The organism is Candidatus Reidiella endopervernicosa (assembly GCF_013343005.1).
Lineage (GTDB): Bacteria > Pseudomonadota > Gammaproteobacteria.
This window is the reverse complement of the sequence record NZ_CP054491.1, coordinates 3,026,355-3,048,507: the sequence shown is the minus strand read 5'-3', so window position 1 is coordinate 3,048,507 and position 22,153 is coordinate 3,026,355. Positions and strand designations below refer to the sequence as shown.

Annotated in this window: 21 protein-coding genes and 1 pseudogene; 15 read left to right on the top strand and 7 right to left on the bottom strand. The window is 55.2% G+C overall.

All coding sequences use genetic code 11. The annotated features are described in order from the left end of the window. Window positions 1-110: 110 nt before the first annotated feature. Genes HUE57_RS16500 through HUE57_RS16490 form a run of 3 tightly spaced genes read left to right on the top strand, consistent with a single transcriptional unit; the run spans window position 111 to window position 1,936 of the window. On the top strand, window positions 111-602 hold the full coding sequence (locus HUE57_RS16500; protein WP_078482824.1) for a hypothetical protein: 492 nt from the start codon (window positions 111-113) through the stop codon (window positions 600-602). Window positions 603-608: 6 nt separating this feature from the next. Continuing rightward, the gene (locus tag HUE57_RS16495) at window positions 609-1,685 is read left to right on the top strand and encodes an FAD:protein FMN transferase (protein ID WP_236725635.1); all 1,077 of its coding nucleotides are present in this window, start codon (window positions 609-611) and stop codon (window positions 1,683-1,685) included. Continuing rightward, entirely contained in the window at window positions 1,682-1,936 is a 255-nt protein-coding gene (locus tag HUE57_RS16490; protein WP_078482823.1) for a hypothetical protein, read from the top strand. Before HUE57_RS16495 ends, HUE57_RS16490 begins: the two co-directional genes overlap by 4 nt. Before the next feature lie 2 nt (window positions 1,937-1,938). Here HUE57_RS16490 and rimO read toward each other — a convergent pair whose 3' ends face one another. The 4 genes from rimO to HUE57_RS16470 form a co-directional block, all read right to left on the bottom strand. Continuing rightward, window positions 1,939-3,252 carry a 30S ribosomal protein S12 methylthiotransferase RimO gene (rimO, locus tag HUE57_RS16485; RefSeq protein ID WP_174673546.1) on the bottom strand — a complete coding sequence of 438 codons (1,314 nt, stop codon included), beginning with the start codon at window positions 3,250-3,252 and terminating at the stop codon, window positions 1,939-1,941. A 429-nt stretch (window positions 3,253-3,681) separates the two neighbouring features. Next, entirely contained in the window at window positions 3,682-4,554 is an 873-nt protein-coding gene (gene nadC, locus HUE57_RS16480; protein ID WP_078482822.1) for a carboxylating nicotinate-nucleotide diphosphorylase, read from the bottom strand. A gap of 5 nt (window positions 4,555-4,559) precedes the next feature. Beyond that, window positions 4,560-4,910 carry an FKBP-type peptidyl-prolyl cis-trans isomerase gene (locus HUE57_RS16475; RefSeq protein WP_078482821.1) on the bottom strand — a complete coding sequence of 117 codons (351 nt, stop codon included), beginning with the start codon at window positions 4,908-4,910 and terminating at the stop codon, window positions 4,560-4,562. Between the two features lie 303 nt (window positions 4,911-5,213). Then, window positions 5,214-6,536, bottom strand: a complete 1,323-nt coding sequence (locus HUE57_RS16470; RefSeq protein WP_078482820.1) for an autotransporter outer membrane beta-barrel domain-containing protein — start codon at window positions 6,534-6,536, stop codon at window positions 5,214-5,216. Window positions 6,537-7,025: 489 nt separating this feature from the next. On the opposite strand from HUE57_RS16470, the gene HUE57_RS16465 reads away from it, so the two are divergent. Continuing rightward, entirely contained in the window at window positions 7,026-8,201 is a 1,176-nt protein-coding gene (locus tag HUE57_RS16465; protein ID WP_174673776.1) for an IS481 family transposase, read from the top strand. 782 nt (window positions 8,202-8,983) lie between these two features. Here the strand turns inward: HUE57_RS16465 and HUE57_RS16460 are convergent. The 3 genes from HUE57_RS16460 to HUE57_RS16450 form a co-directional block, all read right to left on the bottom strand. Beyond that, window positions 8,984-9,178, bottom strand: coding sequence for a hypothetical protein (locus HUE57_RS16460; RefSeq protein ID WP_174673545.1), 195 nt, complete (start codon window positions 9,176-9,178; stop codon window positions 8,984-8,986). A 1,073-nt stretch (window positions 9,179-10,251) separates the two neighbouring features. Further along, the gene (locus HUE57_RS16455) at window positions 10,252-11,625 is read right to left on the bottom strand and encodes an alanine/glycine:cation symporter family protein (RefSeq protein ID WP_420885728.1); all 1,374 of its coding nucleotides are present in this window, start codon (window positions 11,623-11,625) and stop codon (window positions 10,252-10,254) included. 68 nt (window positions 11,626-11,693) lie between these two features. Continuing rightward, the gene (locus HUE57_RS16450) at window positions 11,694-14,444 is read right to left on the bottom strand and encodes a cation-translocating P-type ATPase (protein WP_078482818.1); all 2,751 of its coding nucleotides are present in this window, start codon (window positions 14,442-14,444) and stop codon (window positions 11,694-11,696) included. A gap of 140 nt (window positions 14,445-14,584) precedes the next feature. On the opposite strand from HUE57_RS16450, the gene HUE57_RS16445 reads away from it, so the two are divergent. The 11 genes and pseudogenes from HUE57_RS16445 to HUE57_RS16395 all read left to right on the top strand — a co-directional run bounded on the left by HUE57_RS16445 (window position 14,585) and on the right by HUE57_RS16395 (window position 21,789). Next, window positions 14,585-15,289, top strand: coding sequence for a DUF1538 domain-containing protein (locus tag HUE57_RS16445; RefSeq protein ID WP_078482817.1), 705 nt, complete (start codon window positions 14,585-14,587; stop codon window positions 15,287-15,289). Next, window positions 15,286-16,086, top strand: coding sequence for a DUF1538 domain-containing protein (locus HUE57_RS16440; RefSeq protein ID WP_172840139.1), 801 nt, complete (start codon window positions 15,286-15,288; stop codon window positions 16,084-16,086). The genes HUE57_RS16445 and HUE57_RS16440 overlap by 4 nt, the downstream gene beginning before the upstream one ends. A 2-nt stretch (window positions 16,087-16,088) precedes the next feature. After that, window positions 16,089-16,439: a P-II family nitrogen regulator gene (locus tag HUE57_RS16435; protein ID WP_078482816.1), complete on the top strand. Its 351-nt coding sequence runs from the start codon at window positions 16,089-16,091 to the stop codon at window positions 16,437-16,439. Next, the gene (locus HUE57_RS16430) at window positions 16,436-16,840 is read left to right on the top strand and encodes a CBS domain-containing protein (protein WP_078482815.1); all 405 of its coding nucleotides are present in this window, start codon (window positions 16,436-16,438) and stop codon (window positions 16,838-16,840) included. Before HUE57_RS16435 ends, HUE57_RS16430 begins: the two co-directional genes overlap by 4 nt. A gap of 21 nt (window positions 16,841-16,861) precedes the next feature. Continuing rightward, entirely contained in the window at window positions 16,862-17,203 is a 342-nt protein-coding gene (locus tag HUE57_RS16425; protein ID WP_236725633.1) for a thioredoxin family protein, read from the top strand. Between the two features lies 1 nt (window position 17,204). Next, window positions 17,205-17,750, top strand: a pseudogene (gene ampD, locus HUE57_RS19380) (1,6-anhydro-N-acetylmuramyl-L-alanine amidase AmpD); the annotation flags it as partial. A gap of 24 nt (window positions 17,751-17,774) precedes the next feature. Next, window positions 17,775-18,287: a bifunctional adenosylcobinamide kinase/adenosylcobinamide-phosphate guanylyltransferase gene (gene cobU, locus HUE57_RS19375; protein WP_172840150.1), complete on the top strand. Its 513-nt coding sequence runs from the start codon at window positions 17,775-17,777 to the stop codon at window positions 18,285-18,287. After that, window positions 18,288-19,340: a nicotinate-nucleotide--dimethylbenzimidazole phosphoribosyltransferase gene (gene cobT / locus HUE57_RS16410; protein ID WP_078482812.1), complete on the top strand. Its 1,053-nt coding sequence runs from the start codon at window positions 18,288-18,290 to the stop codon at window positions 19,338-19,340. Window positions 19,341-19,350: 10 nt separating this feature from the next. Beyond that, complete coding sequence (locus tag HUE57_RS16405) at window positions 19,351-19,962, top strand: histidine phosphatase family protein (RefSeq protein ID WP_320416248.1); 612 nt, start codon at window positions 19,351-19,353, stop codon at window positions 19,960-19,962. Then, entirely contained in the window at window positions 19,959-20,708 is a 750-nt protein-coding gene (locus HUE57_RS16400) for an adenosylcobinamide-GDP ribazoletransferase (RefSeq protein ID WP_078482811.1), read from the top strand. Before HUE57_RS16405 ends, HUE57_RS16400 begins: the two co-directional genes overlap by 4 nt. A gap of 178 nt (window positions 20,709-20,886) precedes the next feature. Next, on the top strand, window positions 20,887-21,789 hold the full coding sequence (locus HUE57_RS16395; protein WP_078482810.1) for an ROK family protein: 903 nt from the start codon (window positions 20,887-20,889) through the stop codon (window positions 21,787-21,789). Window positions 21,790-22,153: the final 364 nt, after the last annotated feature.

Genomic DNA, 22,153 nt, shown 5'->3' with positions numbered 1-22,153 from the left:
GATTATCGCTCCATTGTAACCGTATTGGCCTGGCTGCTTCACCACGCTGCAAGTACGGTTTGCAGGCTATTCACTCTATGAAGAGGGAGTCTCTGAGTTAAGATCAGGGAATGGAAGCTGTAACAGATGAGAGCAAACCGACCCTGTCGCTGATCGTTGATGAGCAGGATGAGGGAGTGACCGAGATCGAGCTGCGCCCTGAGGGGCGTGATGGGCAGGTGATCTACCATCTCGCCTGCCATATGCACTCGCTGATTGAAGAGGGTGATGAGGACTATCTTGAGGATGAGGGTCCGGAGTGGCGTACCACCGCCTCGTCAGAGATTCTCGTTTCGGCTTCTGAGGTGGAACCTCTGCTCGAGCAGCTACGCAGTGAGCCGATACCGGCTGTGCCGCCGCAGGTTGCCGAGTCAGTTGCACCTATCTACACACTCACCCTGACCAGTGGCGGCAATAACAGTAGTTACAGCTGGCAGGATAAGGCCCCCGAGGCGTGGCAGCTGCTTGGTCGTGTCGTCACCGGTCTGCTCTCGCTGGCCGATAAACGCTGTAATCAGCAGGCGGTTGTCTTTAAGGTGCTCGCCAATCCACATATTGAGTAGCTCGGAATGGAAATGATTCAATATCGGTTTAAACGACAATCGCTGCTATTTACCCTTGTTGCTGCACTACTGTTATCGGCCTGCTCGCGCGACGCGCTCCATCACCAGCAGATCTACATCTTCGGTACTCTGGTTGATGTCTCGGTCTGGGGGCCTGATAAGAAGCAGGCCGGTGAGGCGATCGATGCGGTGGCCGCTGACTTTCAGCAGATGCACTACGAGTGGCACGCCTGGAAACCGGGGCCGCTGGTTGATCTTAATGTTGCCTTTAGCGAGGGGCGTTCGATAGAGGTGCTCGAGTCACTGCTACCGGTGATCGAGGAGTCTCGGCAGCTCTATCTGCAGAGCGATGGACTTTTCAATCCCGCAATTGGCGGCTTGATCGATCTGTGGGGTTTTCACAGCGATGAGCTGCCGGTCGGACCACCACCCACGGCCGAGGAGATCGCAGCACTGATTGCGCAGCGTCCTGCAATGGATCAGATCTTCATTGATGGCCGCCTGGTGCGTAGTGGTAATCCGGCGGTGCAGCTCGATTTTGGTGGTTTTGCCAAGGGTTATGCCGTCGATCTCGCTATCCAGCGGCTGCGCTCGATGGGCGTTGAACACGCTATCGTCAATGCGGGTGGCGACCTACGTGCCATCGGCCAGCGGGGCGGACGCAACTGGCGCATCGGTATCAAACATCCGCAGGGAGAGGGAGTGATTGCAGCACTAGAGGTGGAGGGTGATGAGAGCATCTTTACCTCCGGTAACTATGAGCGCTATCACGAGTACAAAGGTCAACGCTATCCGCACATCATCGATCCGCGCGATGGTATGCCGGTGCGTCACATCGCCTCTGCTACTGTTATTCATAACAGGGGGAGTGTCGCCGATGCCGCCGCTACGGCACTGGTGGTTGCCGGAGTTGAGGGTTGGCACCGCGTCGCTCGTAACATGGGGATTCGTTATGCACTGCTGGTCGATGAGTCGGGAACGCTCTATCTCAACCCGGCAATGAAAAAGCGCTTGATGATCGATGGCGAGATGCCGGAAAAGGTGGTGGTGAGCGGACCGCTATTTGAGGGGGATGTAGAGTGAGTGATGACTACACACCAATCGACTGCGGGCTCTACAGCCGCTTCGAGGTGGCGATTATGCATCGCTGCCGGTTGCGCTTGAGCTGGAGCGATGTAACGGGCACGGCACACATTGATACGGTTATGCCGCTCGATCTGGAGACCCGTGAGGGCTCGGAGTATCTGATTGCCGAGAGTTCGCTGGGTGATGCGATTCGCCTACGCCTCGACCTGATCACATCATTTGATCCCGTCGACGAGTGCATCGAATAGGTTTAACGCTCTATGCGGTGTGCCCAAAGATCGTGGGCGTCGCTGGCGTCGATCTCCACCTCGACAAACTCACCCACCGGCAGCTCGCCGCCATCGTTGATGATCACTACCCCATCGACCTCAGGCGCATCGCCACCACTACGGGCAATCGCCAGATCACCCTCGATATCATCGACCAACACCCTCATCTTGCGACCGACCTTGGCCGCCAGACGATCGGCACTGATCTCCTCCTGACGTTCCATTAGCCGCTCCAGGCGCTCAAGCTTCAGCTCTTCGGGCACCGCACCCGGTAGCTCGTTAGCTGTGGCCCCTTCAACGGCGGAGTAGGTGAAGGCACCGGCTCGATCGATACCCGCCTCTTCGATGAAATCCAACAGGGTTTCAAAGTCTTCTTCGGTCTCGCCGGGAAAGCCGACAATAAAGGTGCTGCGTAGGGTCAGGTCAGGGCAGTCACGTCGCCACTGCTCAATGCGGCGCAATGCATTCTCGCTGTTCGCAGGGCGACGCATCGCCTTGAGGATGGGCGGACTGGCGTGCTGTAGCGGCGCATCGAGGTAGGGAAGAATGGTGCCATCGGCCATCAACGTCAGCAGCTCGTCGATGTGCGGATAGGGGTAGTGGAGGCGAATCCACATCCCCATATCACCGAGAATCTTCGCCATCTCAGTGAGACGGCTCTTCACCGGCCGTCCCTGCCAGAAACTGGTCTGGTATTTGGTGTCTACCCCGTAGGCACCGCTATCCTGTGAGACCACCAGCAGCTCCTTCACCCCGGCCCCAGCAAGGCGCTCTGCCTCGTCGAGCACCTCATTGATGGGACGGCTGACCAGTTTTCCGCGCATTGAGGGGATGATGCAGAAGCTGCACGACTGGTTACACCCCTCGGAGATCTTTAGATAGGCATAGTGGCGAGGGGTGAGTTTGATCCCCTGAGGGGGGAGCAGATCAATATGTGGGTTGTGTTCGGGGAGCTGACCGTGGACCGCCTCCATCACCTCCTCGAACGCCTGCGGGCCGGTTACGGCCAACACATCGGGCTGGACCTCGCGGATTCGTCCCTCATCGGCACCGAGACAGCCGGTAACGATCACCTTGCCGTTCTCATCCATCGCCTCGCTGATCGCGTCGAGTGACTCCTGCACGGCGCTATCGATAAAACCGCAGGTATTCACAATCACCAGGTTCGCTTCATCGTAGTCGGGGGCGAGCTGATAACCCTCGGCACGTAGTCGCGTCAGAATGCGTTCTGAGTCGACCGTCGCCTTGGGGCAGCCGAGGCTGACAAAGCCGATTTTTCCACCTTGATTGTTCATTTGATTAGGAATCTTTTTTCTCCGACCAGTTTTTCGCGATAAACCCGGTATCCATGCTGGTATAGCCGTTTTTCAGCAACATAGCCCCGCGAAGGAGAATCGCTTATACACAGGGGGTAATGCAATTGCAACATTCGGTGAATTAATTTCCTATGCAACAGGTTGGTATATTATTAAATGCTGTAAAACGTTGTTATTTATAAAGAAAAATATTGTGATGCAGATTTCATCAATCTAACGAAATACCAGTCGTAGTGCGGGCTAGCGCATTCATCTACCAATTACTCCACAGAGTTATCCACAGCTTTTGTGGATAACGGTTAAAGTTGTGTTGTGACAGGTTGTTAGCGAATACTTTAAGAAACTTCTTAAGAAGTGTGGCGTAACTTACATTCAAAATAAGTGAAAAATATTTTCCTGTAGTGTGCCTTATGACACACCTTCGGCGAGCCGCATCGAAAGGTCGACGGCACGAATATCCTTGGTCAGGGAACCGATCGAAATGTAGTCAACGCCGGTGGCGGCAATCGAGACGATCGTCTCATCGGTAATCCCGCCGGAGGCCTCCAGTTTGGCCCGTCCGCAGTTGAGTTCAACGGCACGGCGCAGCAGCTCAGGGGGCATATTGTCGAGCAGAATCCGTTTGCAACCGGAGAGTAACGCCTCTTCCAGCTGTGCCAGATCCTCCACCTCCACCTCCACCTCCACCTCCACCTCTACCTCAATCATCACGCCCTCTTCGACACTGGCACGTGCCGTGAGTAGCGCAGCGGTGATCGAACCGGCAGCGGCGATGTGGTTCTCCTTGATCAATATCGCGTCGAAGAGACCGATGCGGTGATTCCGTCCGCCACCGCATCTCACCGCGTACTTCTGCGCGTGGCGTAATCCCGGCAGCGTCTTGCGTGTATCGAGAATGGTCGCCCCACTGCCAGCAATCAGATCAACGTAGTGGCGGGTGGCGGTTGCGGTAGCGGAGAGGGTCTGCAGAATGTTGAGCGCAGCACGCTCACCGGTGAGCAGATTCCGCGAAGAGCCGTGCAGAGTGCAGAGCGGCTGGTCGGCTGCGACCTGTTCACCCTCCGAAACCAACCATTCGACAGTGATAGTGGCATCGATCTGATGAAACACCTGATCGAACCAGGGGCGACCACTAATCACCGCAGCCTCACGGCAGATCACCGTTGCCGTGGAGAGGGCGTTAACGGGTATCAGCGCGGCGGTGAGATCACCATTGCCGATATCCTCCTCCAGTGCGGTGGCGACGTTCCGCCGAATCTCCTCGATCAGCGCCTGCTCCATCGCTGTTACTCAGAGACCTCGAGTAGCTCAACCTCAAAGATCAGTGTTGCGTTGGGGGGTATTACACCACCGGCACCGTTCTCGCCGTAACCGAGGTTGGAGGGGACGGTCAGCTTGCGCTTGCCGCCAACCTTCATGCCGACAACACCCTCGTCCCAACCCTTGATCACATAACCACAGGCCATCGGGAAGCTGAACGGATCGTTACGATCAACACTTGAGTCGAACTTGGTGCCATCCTCAAGCCAGCCGGTGTAGTGGACAACAGCGGTCTGACCGCGGCCAGTCGCCTCGGTGCCTTCGCCAATGGTGATCTCTTCATACTGCAGGCCTGAATCGGTGGTGATAGTGGTCATGGTCTCTCCAAGTGTTTTGATTTTGGTGGCTATTATGCCATTGGGGTGGGGAAACAGGTAACAGACAACAGGCAACGGAATGTAGGGTGGGATTAGCGCGCCCTGAGCGAAGCGAGGAAGTGCCCTTGGGGTGAAAGTGATACCCCCCAATGGGAGATGTGGTTAGGGCTTGGATAATTTGTTGGGTTTCACTGCGTTCAACCCAACCAACATAGAACCGTAGGGTAGGCACGTACGCGCCACGCGGAAAGTCTAGTCCGTAGCCCGGATGAAATGGAATGTAATCCGGAGCTGGCGCATGCTTTAGAACGTTGTCTGCCAGGATGCTGCAATCCACCTGGTAGGCATTGCGCCTTCCGTCGTGGTATTCAACATAACTGAAAACTTCCCGTTGTCTGAGCTGTTCTCTACGCCAATACCAACTTTGTACCATGTCGATTTATCATAGTCTTGGCCAGTGAAATTGAATGTATATGCGTTTGGTACATGACCAGAGATGTTTGCATCCTCGTAATTGAGTCGGTGTGCAACTTCAAGGCTAGTCGCGAAAGCGATCTGTGAATTGGCAATGGGTTTGCTTGCGTTGAAGCCCAACCGTATGTCGGTGACGTTTTCATCATGACGATCAAACGATGCTGGTAATGCGCCACCCGTCTCTGTGTATGACTCAGTGCTTACATCTCTGTGCGTGAGATCTATGTATGGGCTGATCTGAAAACTGTTCGCCAAATATAGGTCTTGCCAATCAAGTCTTGCTCTAACCCCCCAGCTGGATATTTCAGGGTTGCCTGATGATAAGTATGGTGTGGCACCGAAGAGATAACCGCGCTCTATTTCGGCGTCCCATCGATGGTGGTAAAGGCCAAGGGTTACAAATAAGTTCTCAGAACTGGCATTGTGATAAATGCTCTCCAGAATGAAATATTTACCATCACCATCAGCGCTTCCGTTGTAATCTAACTCTTGTCTGACCCAGGTTTTACCCAGAGAGGCGTTGATTTGTGTGGTTCCATAATTGTAGCCCACACCAACTTCTGCCAGTTTTGCGGTGGCGTTGCTGTTGTAGTGGTTGTCGACACCCCAATCTCCAGCAACCCAGAACGCCCTCTTGTTTTTAGTAACTTGTCTGGATAGTGGGCGACTATGAGCACCGTGGATAACCGTGTCTTCTGCTAATGAAAAAAGCTTGAATGCCTTATGGGTGTTTTCAATGCTAGTTACGCTACTGGTTATATCGATAGCGTAATAGGTTGGGTCATCAGAGGTGTGACAATCGTTGCAGGCACCGCTTCCATCCCAGGCAATGCTCAGATGATCTTTGTAAGCAAACAGTGGCCCGAGGGCTTCCCCTGAAGGGGATGTGTCTTGTGAGTCTACAGAGGTTCCCAGTTGAAATTGGACTGTTTCAGCGAGGCCTATAGCGAGGTCTGGGTCCTCCCACCAAGGCTGTGCTTCTAATAATTCAGGGTTATCGGAAAAACTAAAATAGTTGGTAGTTAAAATATAACTTGTATCATCGTATTCAACGGTGATCGGGGTTGCCGGAGGAGTAGGATCAGCGAATAGTGATTGAATCACCATCAATCCGACAATAAGTCCAGTTGCGGTTGGGTTTTTAAATACCATGATCTGCCTTCCGAGATGAGTCTAATTGGCTTGTTCTAATTGCGAGTTGGACGGGATTATACGTTAGTAAAGGCTTGTGGGTATGCAAATCATGATCAATCGAGTCTGGCCCCGTTGGTCTTTTCACTAATGGAAAGGACGTAATGACGTAGGTGGGTTGAACGGAGTAATACCCACCATGTCGAGGCATGAGATACCGCCACAGTGTGGTCGCGAAAGGTAAGCCTCCAAATAGGCTGGCTGATTGAGCGGTAGGGTGGGCATCGGTTTTATGCCCACGCGGATTGGTTTTGTTTGTGTCGCTGACGCGACGTGATTTATGAATGCGGGTGGCTGACTCGCGGCAGGTTACTTTCTCTTGCACGGCCAAGAGAAACTAACGAAAGAGAAGGCCGGGTACGGGTTATATACATAGGTAACAGATCAGTCCAGGTACATAGGTAACACTTTTCCTATGCTGAAGGCATCCACGAAAAGGAGATGTCGATCATGCCCTGGCAAGAGATGAAACCTATGGATCAGAAGCTACTCTTCATTGCAGATCACCTTCGCGGCCACTTCAGTCATAGTGAGCTATGCAGACGTTATGGTATCAGTCGAAAAACAGGTTATAAGTGGCTGGAGCGGTACAGGCAAGCTAATCTTGAGGGGCTGAAAGAGCAGAGTCGACGCCCACACCGGAGCCCGCTCACAACGCCTTACTCCCTCCGCAAAGCCATCATCGAGCTGCGTAATAAATATCGTGTACCGCTAGGTGCCAAAAAGATTCGGGCGATATTGGAGCAGCGTTTTCCCAACCAGGTAGTACCCTCCAAAAGCACTATCTACAACATTCTCAATGCGGAAGGGCTGGTAAAACACCGTAAAAGGCGTACGAGAGTCAGCCCTTATCCACAGCCTTTTGATCCTGTAACGGCACCCAACGAACTCTGGAGCACCGACTACAAGGGGCAGTTCAAATTAGGCAATGGACAGTGGTGTTATCCGCTCACCGTGATGGATCATCACAGCCGTTATCTACTGGGATGTCAGGGTGTAAAAGGTACGAAGACCCAAATTGCACGGAGTTGCTTTATCAAGCTGTTTAAAGAGTATGGTCTACCGCAGCGAATTCGCTCAGATAATGGCGTTCCCTTTGCCAGTCGAGCCACTGCAGGCTTGTCTAAGCTATCGATCTGGTGGATACGTCTAGGGATCGTACCGGAGCGTATTGAGCCTGGTAAGCCACAGCAGAATGGCCGTCACGAGCGAATGCATCGCACTATGAAACGAGCCACAACACGACCTGCATCTGCATCCTTTGCCGCGCAGCAGCGTCAGTTCGAGGCCTTCAGGCGAGAGTATAACGAGCAACGACCACATGAAGGTTTAGGGCAAACAACGCCCTCAAGCCACTACGTGCGTTCAGTACGAGAATATCCAAGTCGTCTGCCACAGCCGATATACCCAGACTATTTTGATATAAAGCAGGTGCACTCATGTGGCGTGATAGCTGCGCATGGTGGACAGGTGTATGTCTCTCATCTGCTAACAGGAGAGCAGGTAGGCATCGAAGAGATAGACGATGGGAAGTGGGAAATTTATTTCGGCCCAATCCGTCTCGGAAGTTATGATCTGAGGGATAAGCAAGGCTGGGATACGCCGTACTGGACAGTCAAAGTGTAACCTATGTCCTTGGACTTAAGTGTTACCTATCTCCTTGACTCGTACACGCCCCACTACATCGCCCTTCGGGTTCCCTGCGCTTCTCGTGATTTCAGGCGCGGGCAGAACTCGCTTCGCTCAGACATGCTGCCCGCTTAACCCTGAAATCGCTGCGAGGCTCGCTCTGCATCGAAGGGGAGAAATATCAAAGCCGTGGTCTGAGACTAACTACTCGAATTACCCCGCACTAGCTTTTGTTCTTGTGTAAGTTGACGGAATGCCAGTGAAAGAGCGCTAATTTCAACGACAAATACTATTGCGATAAATGGGAGTAGTAATAGCCAGCCCCAATCGCCAAGGTTCGGTATCGGAATGATTGAGATCAACAAAAAGTGCCCAAGGAAACAGGAATACTACTGCGAACATTTTCCATCCATTGCCTTTGGTTAGACCCCATCCTTCCGAGAAGCTTAATGGTCTGTCAATCGCAATTGATGGGAGTAGTAGGGATAGTCGGGCGACAACATATAGAGCGGGAGTGTAACTAGCGTATAGAGCAGCTTAAAAGAGGTTGTTACTTCACTTGTGGTTTCGTCAATTGGGTTTATTAAGCTGTCAAATTGGTATGTGTCTAATGACCAGCTGAATGCGTGAGTGAATGCTGTTTTATGAATCCCTCTGTGACTATTAGGACTACTACGGTGATAAGGAAACGAATTAGGCGCTTAAAAGCCGTGGCTTCCGCTGACCGCCATGGAGAGCGAAGTGAGGGCGGTTAGTCCCCGATAGTCGACGCCGTCTGCCTATTCGTAGTTGAGAGCGCGAGCGGACGACGAAGAAGATGCAGCAGCGGCTTTATGTCGGCGTAGAGTCACTGAGGGAGTTGTGTAGAGCCGCGAAGAGGTGATTACGCAACGTACGCAGGACGTCGGGGCGCCGTAGGCATAAATGGTCGCGTTAAGTTTTGCTGTTTGCTTGGGCTTGGATGCCCAAAACAAACTTTCGCAAAAATAGCGACTCCCCGGTAATGCTTGATGTTTTGACTTTTCGCCAAGTAGTATGAGGCGGTGGCATGTGACTGCGAAAAGGACTGAAAAGCAAGCAGTTGCAATAGCTAGAATAGTAAAAGTCACTTTTGCATCTTCTGGTTGTCCAGGTATGGCTTGAGCGATCGCGATTACTAATAGTATTCCAGCAGTAGGGATGGCTAGATGCTTAAAAAGAAGTAATGATTCCACCACGGAATTAGGAATGCGCCTACTAATGTCTTCAGTATTGATAGTTCTTTGAAGTCAGGTTTTATATGTTTGCCGCCTCCCTGCATCCTGTCATCTGTTCCCTAGCGTTGTCTTGCCTTAGCCTGTCGTCTTTAGTCTACGGGGGTTCCCGGGGTTCCGGGACAGTATACCTATTTTATGTCGTAGATATGAAAAGCATAGATGTCAGAGATTCAAGTACTCTGACCCCCGTGGTCCGTTTGAAGGATGTTGCCAATAACTTGTATTCTCATAGTAATGAGTGAAATAGGATCGCTACTAAGATTATGGTGATAATAAAAACGAGTTGCTAATTTTGTGTGTTTCGACTTTGTTTGTGGAGTTGTGATCCGCCATTTGTTCTCGGTCGGTACCAGTAAATTCGTGACCGCAGTGTCGACAATAATGATATTTCAGGGCTGCGAGATCGTTGCAGCGGGGCATTTGAGCAGTTCATTAATCGGATTGTGAAATGGTGCATGCCATCTTCGCGTGAATGTTGATTGGTTTATCATCGTATCAACGTCACTGGTGCTGAATTGGTGTCCGCAATGCCGGCAAAACGCATCGCCTTTCGCTACCCACTCATGGCAGTTTGTGCAGTTGTAGATATCTCGTTGATATCTTTGAGACCAGATTAGCAATATCTAATCCTCAAAGAGACTGGCTGTGTAGTGAAAATATTATGGGTAGATGTCAGTCCAAGTGACTGAAAATTGCACGTACAATTCACACAGTGATTGAGTGACCTGCTGGTCAAATGTGTGGGTTTGCTGCTTCCCTGCATCTTGTCACCGTTCCTTAGTGTTTTGACTTTAGAGGTTAATGGCTACTGCGTCCGCTCCTGCGGCGGAGAAGTACTCGTTCTTCATCTTCTTTACCAGCCCTGCCAACAGTATCAGCCCGATCAGGTTGGGTAGTGCCATCAGGATATTGGTGGTGTCTGCAAGGTTCCAGACCAGTTGCAGTGGTACGGGAGCACCGAAGGCGACGACGATGGTGTAGAGGACTCGATAGGGCATTACTGCCGCTTCGCCGAAGAGGAAGCGGGCGGAGCGGTCGCCGTAGTAGGACCAGGCGATAATGGTGGAGAAGGCGAAGAGCGAGAGACCGATGCCGACGACCAGTGCTCCGGCGTTACCGAGGCTCTGGCTGAAGGCGTGGGCGGTGAGGGCGGCGCCGACCAGGTCATCGGGGCGGTCGATGTAGCTGCCGGTGACGATGATCACCAGGCCGGTGAGGGTGCAGATGACGATGGTGTCGATGAAGGGCTCCATCATCGCGACCAGACCTTCGCGGACCGGTTCGTTGGTGCGAGCGGCGGCGTGGGCCATCGGCGAGGAGCCGAGGCCTGCTTCGTTGGAGAAGAGGCCGCGGGCGACACCCCAGCGGATCGCCTCGCCGACGGCGGCACCACCGACGACCCAGGGGTTGAGTGCGGCTTCAAAGATGGTGGCAAATGCGGCGGGGATCGCCTCGTAGCTGTTGGCCAGTACGATCAGTGCGGCGGCGATGTAGATCGTTGCCATGAAGGGGACTAGTACCGAGGCGACCTTGGCGATACGTTTGATGCCGCCGATGATCACCAGACCTACCAGGACGGCCATGACGATACCGATTAGCCAGGAGAGCTCTCCTACGGGTGGATAGATGTAGCGTATGCCATCAACGACCGAGTTGGCCTGCACCATGTTGCCGATACCGAACGAGGCGATCAGTGCAAAAACGGCAAAGACGATGGCGGTGCGCTTCATCTTCAGACCGTTCAACAGGGTGTACATCGGGCCACCCGCGATCTCACCATCGCGGCTAACCTCGCGGAATTGCAGCGCCAGGGTACATTCGGTGAACTTGGTCGCCATGCCGAAGAAGGCAGTCATCCACATCCAGAAGAGTGCGCCGGGGCCGCCGAGCGAGATGGCGGTGGCGACACCGGCGATATTACCGGTGCCGACGGTGGCGGAGAGTGCTGCGGAGAGCGCCTGGAAGTGGGAGACCTCGCCGGTATCTTTGTGACTGCTGTAGCGACCGCCGATCAGGTTGATCGCATGGCGAAAGCCACGAATCTGGATGAAGCCGATTCTGATGGTTAAGTAGAGGCCGGTGCCGAGCAGGGCGATCAGGGTGAGTTCGTTGCCCCAGAGTGCGTCCGCGATCTTGCCGCTCCAGGCGGTGAGCAATTCGATCAGCGTTTGCGTCTCTTCACCGCTTTCCATCTTCATTCCCAGCTTGTTATTGGTGAATTATTGAGAGCCGATTATACATGGTTGGTGTGGCGCAGCTTTAGGTAGCACTTGTGTAACTCCATTGCCAACAGAACGCTGGTTGCGAGTAGTAGTAGTTGCAGCCAATGGCCGATCGCCACCGGCTTCACACCGAGTACCTCATTGAGCCCCGGTGTATACATCGCGCCGATATGAATCAGCTGCGCAGCCGCAGTGCCAAATAACAGCAGCTTGTTACGCAGTGGGTTGTGGCGGAAGCAGGAGAGGTGCTCAGAGCGACTGTTAAAGACGTGCACGTTTTCAAATAGGACCATCAGCAGCAGAGTGCCGTTGCGAGCCTCATCGACGCTATATCCAGCCTGTAGTAGCCAGCGGAAGGTGAGGAAGGCGACGATACCGATCACCACGGCAGAGATGATTACTCGCTCAAGCATCAGTCGATTAAAGATCGCCTCTTTGGGTGCACGTGGCGGCTGTTTGAGTTCATTGCCCTCGCCGGGTTCGAAGGCGAGTGCGACATCCTGAATACCGTTGGTAACCAGGTTGAGCCACAGTAGTTGTACCGCCAGTAGCGGCATCGGTAGTCCCGCCATCAGCGAGAGGGCGAACAACACCAGCTCCGCGGCGCCGGTTGAGATCAGCAGGAAGATCACCTTGCGCACGTTGGCGTAGGCGATGCGCCCCTCTTCGATACCGTTGGCTATCGAACTGAAGTCGTCATCGGTAATGATGATGTCGGCGGTTTCGCGCGCCACATCAGTCCCACTCTTACCCATCGCCACCCCGACGTGGGCGGCTCGCAGTGCCGGGGCGTCGTTGGCGCCGTCGCCGGTCACCGCGACGTAGTGGCCGTTGCGGGTCAGTGATTCGATGATCGCCAGCTTCTGCTGCGGCTCTACTCGAGCAAAGACTCGCGCCTCGCGGGTCAGTTGGTCGACCGCTGCGTGGCTCTGCTGTTCGGCCTCGCGCAGCGCCGTACCGGTGACGACCTGGTCGAGTGAGTTGGCCAGCTGCAGTTCACTGGCGATGGCATAGGCGGTGAGCGGGTGATCACCCGTAACCATCGAGACTTCGATACCCGCGCTTCGACAGTTGCGGATGGCGGCGGCGGCGGTGGGCCTGAGAGGGTCGATCATGCCAACCATGCCGAGCAGGGTGAGCCCGTGTAGATGGGAGACGGCAAACGGTTCGTCACTGATGGGCACGCACGCGCCAGAGGCGATGGAGAGTATGCGGTAGCCCTCTGCGGCCAGCGTGATCGCCTGTGCCTCAAGGGCGTCACGATCGATCGGCTGCCGACCTTCAGTAGTTGCCATGTGACTACACATTGGTAGCAGGGATTCGAGTGCGCCCTTGGTGGAGATGGTCGGTCGTCCATCAAATAGATTGAGAGAAGCGGAGAAGCGGTGCTCCGACTCGAACGGGATCTCAGCGATCTTCTCATAGGTGGCGAGGGCATCAGCCTGATGAATGTCCACCTTGTGGGCCATCACTAGAAGTGCGACATCGACCGCATCACCGTGGTGGTCCCACTCACCCTCGCGCAGGCCGAGGAAACCCTCGTTGTCGAGTGTGACGGCGATGGCGAGCTGCTCGATCAGCAGCTTAGAACCGTCGCCGTCGACACCCGTCGGTGGTGTGATCGCACCCACCGGCACCATTCCCTCGCCACTGATATGCCACGCGGGCTGGCCGGGTAGCAGAATGCGGCGAGCGGTCAGCTCGTTGACGGTCAGGGTGCCGGTCTTGTCGGAGGCGATAAAGGTACAGGAGCCGAGTGATTCGACCGCCATCAGACGTCGTACCACCACGTTACGTTTTGCCATGCGGTTCATGCCGATCGCCAGTGCCACGGTGAGTGCGACCGGTAGTCCTTCAGGAATGGCAGAGACGGCCAGCGCCACGGAGAGCAGGAAGATCTCCTCCAGCGGAGTGCCACTGATAAAGCCGATGGTGGCGAGGATCAGCACCGCGATGGCAACAAAGATGCCGACCATGAAGGTAAAGCGTTCCATGCGCAGCAGTAGGGGTGGTTTTTGTGGCGGACGACTGATGGCGCTGGCGAGTGTACCGATCTCGGTTGCCGTGGCTGTGGCAGTTACCAGGCAGCGCCCCCGCCCCCGGCTCACCATGGTGCCGGCAAAGGCCATATTGCATCGCTCAGCCAGTGGTGTGTCGTGCTCGAGCGTTAGCCCAGCCTCCTTGCTGACCGGTAGTGATTCACCGGTGAGCAGTGACTCATCGATTTCGAGGTCGTACTCAGAGAGCAGTCGCATGTCGGCCGGTACGCGACTGCCCGATTCGAGTAGCACGATATCGCCCGGCACCAACGCTTCGGAGTTGATCTGATAGCTCTCACCGCTGCGCAGTACCATCACATGGGTCGTTACCAGCTGCTGCAGCGCAAGCGCCGCTCGCTGTGCTGAGTACTCCTGAACGGTGCCTATCACGGCATTGATCAACAGTACGGCAATAATAAATATAGCGTCGGAGTACTCGTGCAGCAGCAACGAGACGAAGGCCGCAAGCAGCAGGATATAGATCAGTGGATTGAAAAACTGACGAATAAAGGTGTGGGTAATGCCTGGAGGCTTGGCCTGTGGCAGGCTGTTGTTGCCGTAACGCTTGAGTCGACTGTTTACTTCGTCTTGACTCAGTCCATGTTTGTTACCCTGCAGCCGCTCCAATAACTCAGCACGTTTTAGTTGATGCGGCGCTGTAATTACCGGTTGTGTCTCCGGTGTTGTTCCCTGTAGTCTCTGTTGATCACCGTGAGCTGACATCTGCTTACACCCTGGCTTCCATTTAATTAGAATGTTGGCTCGAAAATAATAATCTCTACACTGCCTTGGCAACTGCCGCGAGCCAATGTCGAGTGTAAAAGGGTTTCGTGAAACAGCAACTACAAAAACTGTTTGCTTCAATGCTCGGCAGCCTGCGCGATCTCGCCTCGATTATCGTGGTGATCGCTTTTTTCCAGATCGTGGTGTTGCAGCAACCGATCCCCAATATGGGCAGTATCGTTGCCGGTACCGCAATGGTAGTAATCGGCCTGACCCTCTTTATACACGGCCTGGAGATGGGACTCTTCCCCATTGGTGAAAGCATGGCCTTCGCCTTTGCGCGTAAGGGCAGTGTGATGTGGCTGCTGATCTTCGCCTTCGCACTCGGATTCGGTACCACCGTGGCAGAGCCAGCACTGATTGCCGTCGCGGCCGAGGCGGCCAAGATCGCCGCCGAGGGTGGTGTGATTGTGAATACCCCTGAAGCACAGAGTAGCTACGCCGATGGTCTGCGTCTGACCGTTGCGATCTCGGTCGGTGCGGCCATTCTGCTCGGTGTATTTCGTATTCTAAAAGGCTGGCCAATCCAGTATCTGATCATCGGCGGCTACTGCGGCGTGGTGATCATGACCATGTTTGCACCCAAAGAGATTATCGGTATCGCCTACGACTCGGGTGGTGTGACCACCTCGACCATCACGGTGCCGCTGGTGACAGCGCTCGGTGTCGGCCTCGCATCTTCGATCAAGGGGCGTAACCCGATGATCGACGGCTTCGGTCTGATCGCGCTCGCCTCGCTAACACCGATGATCTTTGTCATGGCCTACGGGATGCTCTTCTCATGATCGAGTGGCTGATAGAGTTTCTGACCGTCCTGCTGCAGACGGTGCGCGATGTGATTCCAATCGCTGCGATTATCTTCGGCTTCCAGTTCCTGGTAATCCGCAAACCGATTCCACACATGAAACAGGTGTTGATCGGTTTTGCCTACGTCATTGTCGGTCTCGCCTTCTTCCTGCAGGGGCTGGAGCAGGCGCTGTTCCCGCTTGGGAAATTGATGGCGCAGCAGCTGACCGATCCCGCCTTCATCTACGGGGGGGTTGAGGAGCTGGGTCGAGTGATGCACTGGTCGGACTACAAGTGGGTCTATCTATTTGCCGCGGCGATCGGTTTTTCTACGACTATCGCTGAACCGTCGCTGATCGCCGTGGCGATCAAGGCGCAATCGGTTTCTGGTGGTGCGATCACCGTCTGGGGGCTGCGCATTGCGGTGGCGATCGGTGTGGCGATCGGTATTGCGCTTGGTACATACCGTATTGTTACCGGCACGCCGCTTCACTACTACATCATCGTCGGCTATATCGTAGTTATATTCCAGACGATGCGGGCACCGAAAATGATCATTCCGCTGGCCTACGACTCGGGTGGTGTCACCACCTCAACCGTTACCGTTCCACTGGTGACGGCGCTTGGGCTGGGACTGGCAGGCACCGTACCGGGGCGCAGTGTTCTGCTCGATGGCTTTGGCCTGATCGCCTTTGCCAGCCTGTTCCCAATTATCACTGTGATGGGTTATGCCCAACTGGGTGAATGGCGCACCAAACGTGCCCACGCTCGCAAACTAAAAGAAAAAGGAGAGTAGCGATGCACTTCAAACTGTTAATAGCACTGGTTGAAGACGACAAGACCAGTGCCGTGCTGGATGCGGCACGCTCAGCGGGTGCGACGGGCGCTACCGTGCTCAACCAGGCGCGTGGTGAGGGTGTTGAGCAGACCAAGACCTTCTTCGGCCTCTCGCTCGAGACACAGCGCGATATGGTGATGTTTCTGGTTGAAGAGCACCTGAGTCGCCATATCCTCGAGGAGATCGAGAAACAGGGCGAGTTCGATGCTCGACCCGGTACCGGGATTGCGTTTCAGATTGATGTAGAGGACGCCGTCGGCGTTGCCCACCAGATGAGAGAGCTAGTAGAGGCTGTGGAGGAAGAGATATGAGCCATAAAGAGGTAGTACGGGTTCGTGATGTGATGAAGGCCAAGTTTGACATGGTCGACGGCATGGCCACGGTGAGTGATGCACTGGCAGAGATGAAACACGTTGAGACCAAGTCACTGATTGTCGACAAGCGTCACGATGACGACGAGTACGGCATGTTGCTGATCTCCGATATCGCGCGCAAGGTGTTGGCTGTTGATAAGGCGCCGGAGCGGGTCAATGTCTACGAGGTGATGGCCAAGCCGGTGATCAATGTCGATCCCGCAATGGATATTCGTTACTGCGCGCGTCTCTTTGACCGTTTTCAGCTGTCGCGTGCACCGGTCGTCGAAGCGGGCAAGGTGGTCGGAATTGTCAGCTTCACCGATATGGTACTGCGCGGTTTCTGCAAGAACGTCTGATGGTTGGGGTGTGGTGTCGGCGTGCAGATCAGATCGATCGAAGAGTTCGAGTTTCACCACACTCTGGAAGCGACACCCGGATTAAGTATTGTCTTTTTCACCGGTGTCGGTTGTGCCTCCTGCCGCCACTGGAAAAGGCTGTTTGAAACCCAGCCCCCCGACTTTCCTGATCTACAACTGTTTGAGGTGGACGCTGAGCGCAGCCAGGCGCTGACACGCGAGTTTGATGTGTTCCATCTGCCGGCACTGTTTCTCTACCGCGATGGTCAATTCCACCGTCCACTACAGGCTGAGGCGTCCCCACAGGGACTCCAGCGCGCAATTGAACTCGCTCTTGAGTTGCCGAGTGAAGAGGCTCCCTGAAATGCACGTTGATGCCCAAAGCGGTCTACTCGATGTGGCTCGTCAGCACCCGTCACCCAATTGTGATGCTCGCCCCGAGGATGAGGCGATCGACCTGCTGGTGATTCATAACATTAGCCTACCGCCGGATGAGTACGGTGGTCCCTGGATCGATCAGCTCTTTAGCAATCAGCTCGATCCCACTGCCCATCCCTACTTCAAAGAGATCGAAGGGTTGCGAGTCTCAAGTCATCTGCTGATCCGGCGTGATGGTGAACTGGTTCAGTATGTGCCGTTCAACCGTCGTGCCTGGCACGCCGGTCTCTCCTGTTTTGAAGGACGTGAGGCGTGTAATAACTTCTCCATCGGTATCGAGCTTGAGGGGAGCGATGAGGTTCCCTATACAGAGGCGCAGTATGCACAGCTGGCAATGGTCACAGCGGCAATTATCGAGGCCTATCCAGGGATTGCACCGCAACGCATCACCGGCCACAGCGATATCGCGCCTGAGCGTAAGAGTGATCCAGGCCCCGCCTTTGACTGGCAGCACTACCGTGCCCAGCTGGCCATCTATCTAGATGGGGGAGCGTCAATGGTTGAACTGATTCTCGGTGGTGCTCGTTCAGGAAAGAGCGCCCTGGCGGAGCAGCGTGCCAGTGAAGGTGGTCGGCAGGTGATCTACATCGCCACCGCAGAGGCGGGTGATGAGGAGATGGCAGAGCGCATTGCCCACCATCGAGAACGTCGTCCTGAAGCGTGGCTGAGTATTGAAGAGCCGCTGGCGCTGGCCGCAGTTCTTGCGGAAAATGCGGCGGCCGATCGGACCGTGATTGTCGACTGTCTGACCCTCTGGTTATCTAACCTGATGGCAGCGGATGAGGCGCGTCTGAACGATGAACGAGAGCAGTTGTTGAGACTGCTGCCGAGCCTGCCGGGCCGGGTGGTGCTGGTCAGTAATGAGGTGGGTCTTGGCATTGTCCCCGACAACCCGCTGGCACGACGTTTCCGAGATGAGGCGGGCTGGCTCAACCAGCGCGTTGCTGAGCACGCTGCGCGAGTCACCTTTGTGGCCGCCGGTCTACCAATGATTTTAAAAGGGGAGTAGATGAGTGTCGAGTGGCTAAATGCGCCCGTTGCCAAACTGGATGAGACGGTGCGCGCCGCGGCAGAGGCACGCCAGCAGCAGCTCACCAAGCCACCCGGTTCCCTGGGTCGGCTTGAGACGGTAGCAATCGAGTTGGCCGCGCTACAGGGGCGTGAGGCACCCAGCCTCGAACAGATTTCGATTGTTATCTTCGCCGCCGATCACGGTGTCGCTGATGAAGGGGTCTCCGCCTTTCCGCAGGCGGTCACTACCGAGATGATTCGTAACTTCGCCCGTGGTGGTGCGGCGATCAGTGTGCTGGCGCGTGAGCTGGGTGCACGGCTCGAGGTAGTCGATGTCGGTGCGGTGATCGATCCCGGTCCGCTGGAGGGTGTCATCTCGCAACGTGTCGCTGCAGGTAGTAGTAATCTCGCTGTCGGTGCAGCGATGAGCACCGAGCAGTTGGCATCCGCACTCTCTGCTGGACGGGATGCCGTGGCGCGCGCAGTTGAGACGAAGGCGGAGCTCTTTGTTGGCGGTGATATGGGTATCGCCAATACCACCGCCGCTACGGCGATAGCTGCTGCACTGCTCAAACAGCCAGCGGCACGACTGGTGGGGCCTGGTACGGGACTCGATAGCGATGGCGTACAGCACAAGACGCAGGTGATTGAGCAGGCGTTGCTGTTACACACTGCGTTGCTCGAGCAACCGTTTGAGGTGTTGCGTTGCCTGGGTGGTTTTGAGATTGCCGCTTTGGCCGGTGCCTATGTCGCAGCGGCGCAGGTGGGGTTGCCTGTGCTGGTCGACGGTTTTATCGCCACCAGTGCCGCACTTGCCGCAACACATATTGTCCCGGAGATTCGTCCCTGGCTGCTGTTCGCCCACGCCTCGGCCGAGCCGGGTCATCTCCTGATGGTCGAGGCGCTCAGTGCCAAGCCGCTAGTCGATCTCGATCTGCGTCTCGGTGAGGGGTCCGGCGCAGCCGTTGCGCTACCGCTGCTGCGTATGGCGGTGGCGCTGCACAACAACATGGCCACCTTTGCCGAGGCGGATGTCTCGGAAGAGCTATAGGGAATATTGAATGAGTGAAATGGTTACCACCACGATCGATCTAATGCGTCATGGCGAGCCGGTCGGTGGACGACGTTATCGTGGTCAGATCGATGATCCACTTAGCGAGAAGGGGTGGCGGCAGATGCGTGAGGCGGTGGCTGACCATGCTCCGTGGGATCGTATTGTCAGTTCGAGCCTGAGCCGCTGTAGTGAGTTCGCCGCTGAGTTGGCATCGCGACATGGAATCCCGATGAAGCTGGACCCGCGTTTGATGGAGATCGGCTTTGGTGAGTGGGAAGGACGTACTGCCGCCGAGTTGATGGCCGAGGATAGTGAGACCCTGAACCGTTTCTGGAGTGATCCGCTCAACAACACACCGCCCGGTGCCGAGACGCTGGCCGATTTTCGTGATCGGGTGATCGCGGCCTGGGAGTCGCTGCTAAACAGCTATGCGGGGCAGCACCTACTGGTCGTTGGCCACGCCGGTATGATGCGTATGGTGCTACGTCATGTGCTCGATATGCCGCTCGATCGTATGTTCCGTCTGCAGGTGCCGAGTGCTGGCATCAGTCGGGTGCAGGTCGACCACTTCGATGCCGAATCCTTTCCGCGGCTGATCTTTCACGCTGGACAGCTATGATTCGCTGCTACCTGCTCGCACAGCAGTTTCTAACCCGGTTACCAACGCCAGAGATTGCTGAGCCTGGCGAAAAGGAACTCGGTTTCTCGACGCTCTTCTATCCGCTGGTCGGCCTGCTGCTGGGAGGTCTGTTGTGGCTGGCTGCTTCACTGCCGACTGCACTGACACCTGAACTCCAGGCGGGGGTGTTGTTAACGCTGTGGGTGTTATTAACGGGTGGTCTGCATCTCGATGGTCTGGCTGATATGGCCGACGCTTGGGTTGGTGGTCACGACAGTCGCGAGCGCACCTTGGAGATCATGAAGGATCCTGCCTCTGGCCCGATCGGAGTGGTGGCGTTGATACTGTTACTGCTACTCAAATATCTGGCGTTGCTGGCACTGTTGCAGAGTCACGCGCTGATGGTTGTGGTCGTGACACCGCTACTGGCACGAATGGCGCTACCGCTAATGATGATGACGACTCCCTATGTCCGACGTGAGGGACTTGGATCGACGCTGGTTAACGCAATGCCAAAACAGGAGATGGCTGCACTACTGGTGCTGATCTCGGTGGCACTGATGATCTGGCAGCTCTCATTTTTCTATCTACTGTTAGCGACCGTGGTGGTTGTTTTTCTACTCAGAAACCGACTCATGGCTCGACTACAGGGTGTGACCGGTGATGGCTTTGGTGCGCTGGTGGAGCTGGTGGAGGTGGTGGTGTTGATCACCGCGGTGGCGACCATGGTAGGTGGTGTTTCGTGAGTCAACGAATCGCTATCGAAATCGAAGGTTAGCGGAGATGGATAAACAGCTCTTTTTCTGTTCCGTGCGCAGCATCGTTTTTACAGCCACTGACGGTAAAACGATCATCGCGGGTGATGGACTAAATTGACTCGGTTACGGTCGTGATGATGAATAGCTGTTACTGCAGGAGTTTGGGGTGAGCAAGCGTGTAGGTATCGATCTTGGAGGAACCAAGATTGAAGTGGTCGCACTTGATGAGCAGGGTGAGATGGTAGTACGCCGACGTGTCGCCACACCACAGAATGACTACCTGGGAACACTGCAGGCGATTTCCTGTTTGGTATTAGATGTAGAGTCTGAACTGGGTGAATCGGTTTCAGTGGGTATAGCCACACCGGGTGCTATCTCACCAGCTACCGGACTACTGCGAAACTCCAACTCGATCTGCCTCAACGGCCAGCCGATCGATCGTGATCTTGAAAAGCTACTAACGCGACCAATTCGTATTGCAAACGATGCCGACTGTTTTGCCCTCTCGGAGGCGAGCGATGGTGCGGCCATCGGTGCCGCAACGGTGTTTGGTGTGATCATCGGCACCGGTACCGGAGGTGGCATTGTAGTGAACGGCCAGCTGCTTGCTGGTCCCACCGCCATTGCCGGTGAGTGGGGCCATAATCCACTGCCGTGGCCACAGCCCGATGAGCTACCTGGGCCCGACTGTTACTGCGGCAAGCAGGGCTGTATCGAGACCTGGCTATCTGGACCGGGGCTGGCGCGCGACCACCTGTCTGTTACGGGTGAAGCGTTAACGGCCGAGTCGATTGTAGTCGAGGCTGACGCGGGTAGCGATGTAGCGAGAGAAACACTGGGGCGGTATGAGCGACGGCTGGCAAAGGCGTTGGCAAGTGTGATCAATGTGATCGATCCCCACGTGATTGTGCTCGGTGGTGGTCTCTCCAATCTACCTAACCTCTGTCAGCGTGTGCCGGAGCTGTGGGGAGAGTATCTCTTCTCAGACTGCGTGAAGACGAAGCTGGTGCAGGCGAAACACGGTGACTCGAGTGGCGTGCGTGGTGCTGCCTGGCTCTGGCCGTGTTAGGGCCTGTTCACACTAACCGAATATCCATCGACATGGACCATTTTGTACAGGAGAAGACGCATTGCACGTAGTGTACTTAACGTACATGAGCGAAAGTGCAACGCACGCCTGTACACAATGCTCCTGTCTAGGGTTGGCCTCAACAACAGTCATGCGTCGTTGCACATCGCTTATTTGGAGCAACCAAACCGCGCTCTGTGCGCCTTGCCTGACTGTTGTTGAGGGCCAACGTTGGGTATTCGGTTAGTGTGAACAGGCCCAGATCGATGATCCGTAGCCCGGATGGAGTGCAACGTAATCCGGGAGAGTTTGACTTAACTTGCAAACCCCGGATTGTGCTTCGCTCCATCCGGGCTACATCTCT

Bases quoted from the DNA above. Each gene is read 5' to 3' on its own strand.
- HUE57_RS16500 (WP_078482824.1), top strand. From the start codon at position 111: ATGGAAGCTGTAACAGATGAGAGCAAACCGACCCTGTCGCTGATCGTT.
- HUE57_RS16495 (WP_236725635.1), top strand. From the start codon at position 609: ATGGAAATGATTCAATATCGGTTTAAACGACAATCGCTGCTATTTACC.
- rimO (WP_174673546.1), bottom strand. From the start codon at position 3,252: ATGAACAATCAAGGTGGAAAAATCGGCTTTGTCAGCCTCGGCTGCCCC.
- nadC (WP_078482822.1), bottom strand. From the start codon at position 4,554: ATGGAGCAGGCGCTGATCGAGGAGATTCGGCGGAACGTCGCCACCGCA.
- HUE57_RS16475 (WP_078482821.1), bottom strand. From the start codon at position 4,910: ATGACCACTATCACCACCGATTCAGGCCTGCAGTATGAAGAGATCACC.
- HUE57_RS16470 (WP_078482820.1), bottom strand. From the start codon at position 6,536: ATGGTATTTAAAAACCCAACCGCAACTGGACTTATTGTCGGATTGATG.
- HUE57_RS16465 (WP_174673776.1), top strand. From the start codon at position 7,026: ATGCCCTGGCAAGAGATGAAACCTATGGATCAGAAGCTACTCTTCATT.
- HUE57_RS16450 (WP_078482818.1), bottom strand. From the start codon at position 14,444: ATGTCAGCTCACGGTGATCAACAGAGACTACAGGGAACAACACCGGAG.
- HUE57_RS16445 (WP_078482817.1), top strand. From the start codon at position 14,585: ATGCTCGGCAGCCTGCGCGATCTCGCCTCGATTATCGTGGTGATCGCT.
- HUE57_RS16440 (WP_172840139.1), top strand. From the start codon at position 15,286: ATGATCGAGTGGCTGATAGAGTTTCTGACCGTCCTGCTGCAGACGGTG.
- HUE57_RS16435 (WP_078482816.1), top strand. From the start codon at position 16,089: ATGCACTTCAAACTGTTAATAGCACTGGTTGAAGACGACAAGACCAGT.
- HUE57_RS16430 (WP_078482815.1), top strand. From the start codon at position 16,436: ATGAGCCATAAAGAGGTAGTACGGGTTCGTGATGTGATGAAGGCCAAG.
- cobU (WP_172840150.1), top strand. From the start codon at position 17,775: ATGGTTGAACTGATTCTCGGTGGTGCTCGTTCAGGAAAGAGCGCCCTG.
- cobT (WP_078482812.1), top strand. From the start codon at position 18,288: ATGAGTGTCGAGTGGCTAAATGCGCCCGTTGCCAAACTGGATGAGACG.
- HUE57_RS16405 (WP_320416248.1), top strand. From the start codon at position 19,351: ATGAGTGAAATGGTTACCACCACGATCGATCTAATGCGTCATGGCGAG.
- HUE57_RS16400 (WP_078482811.1), top strand. From the start codon at position 19,959: ATGATTCGCTGCTACCTGCTCGCACAGCAGTTTCTAACCCGGTTACCA.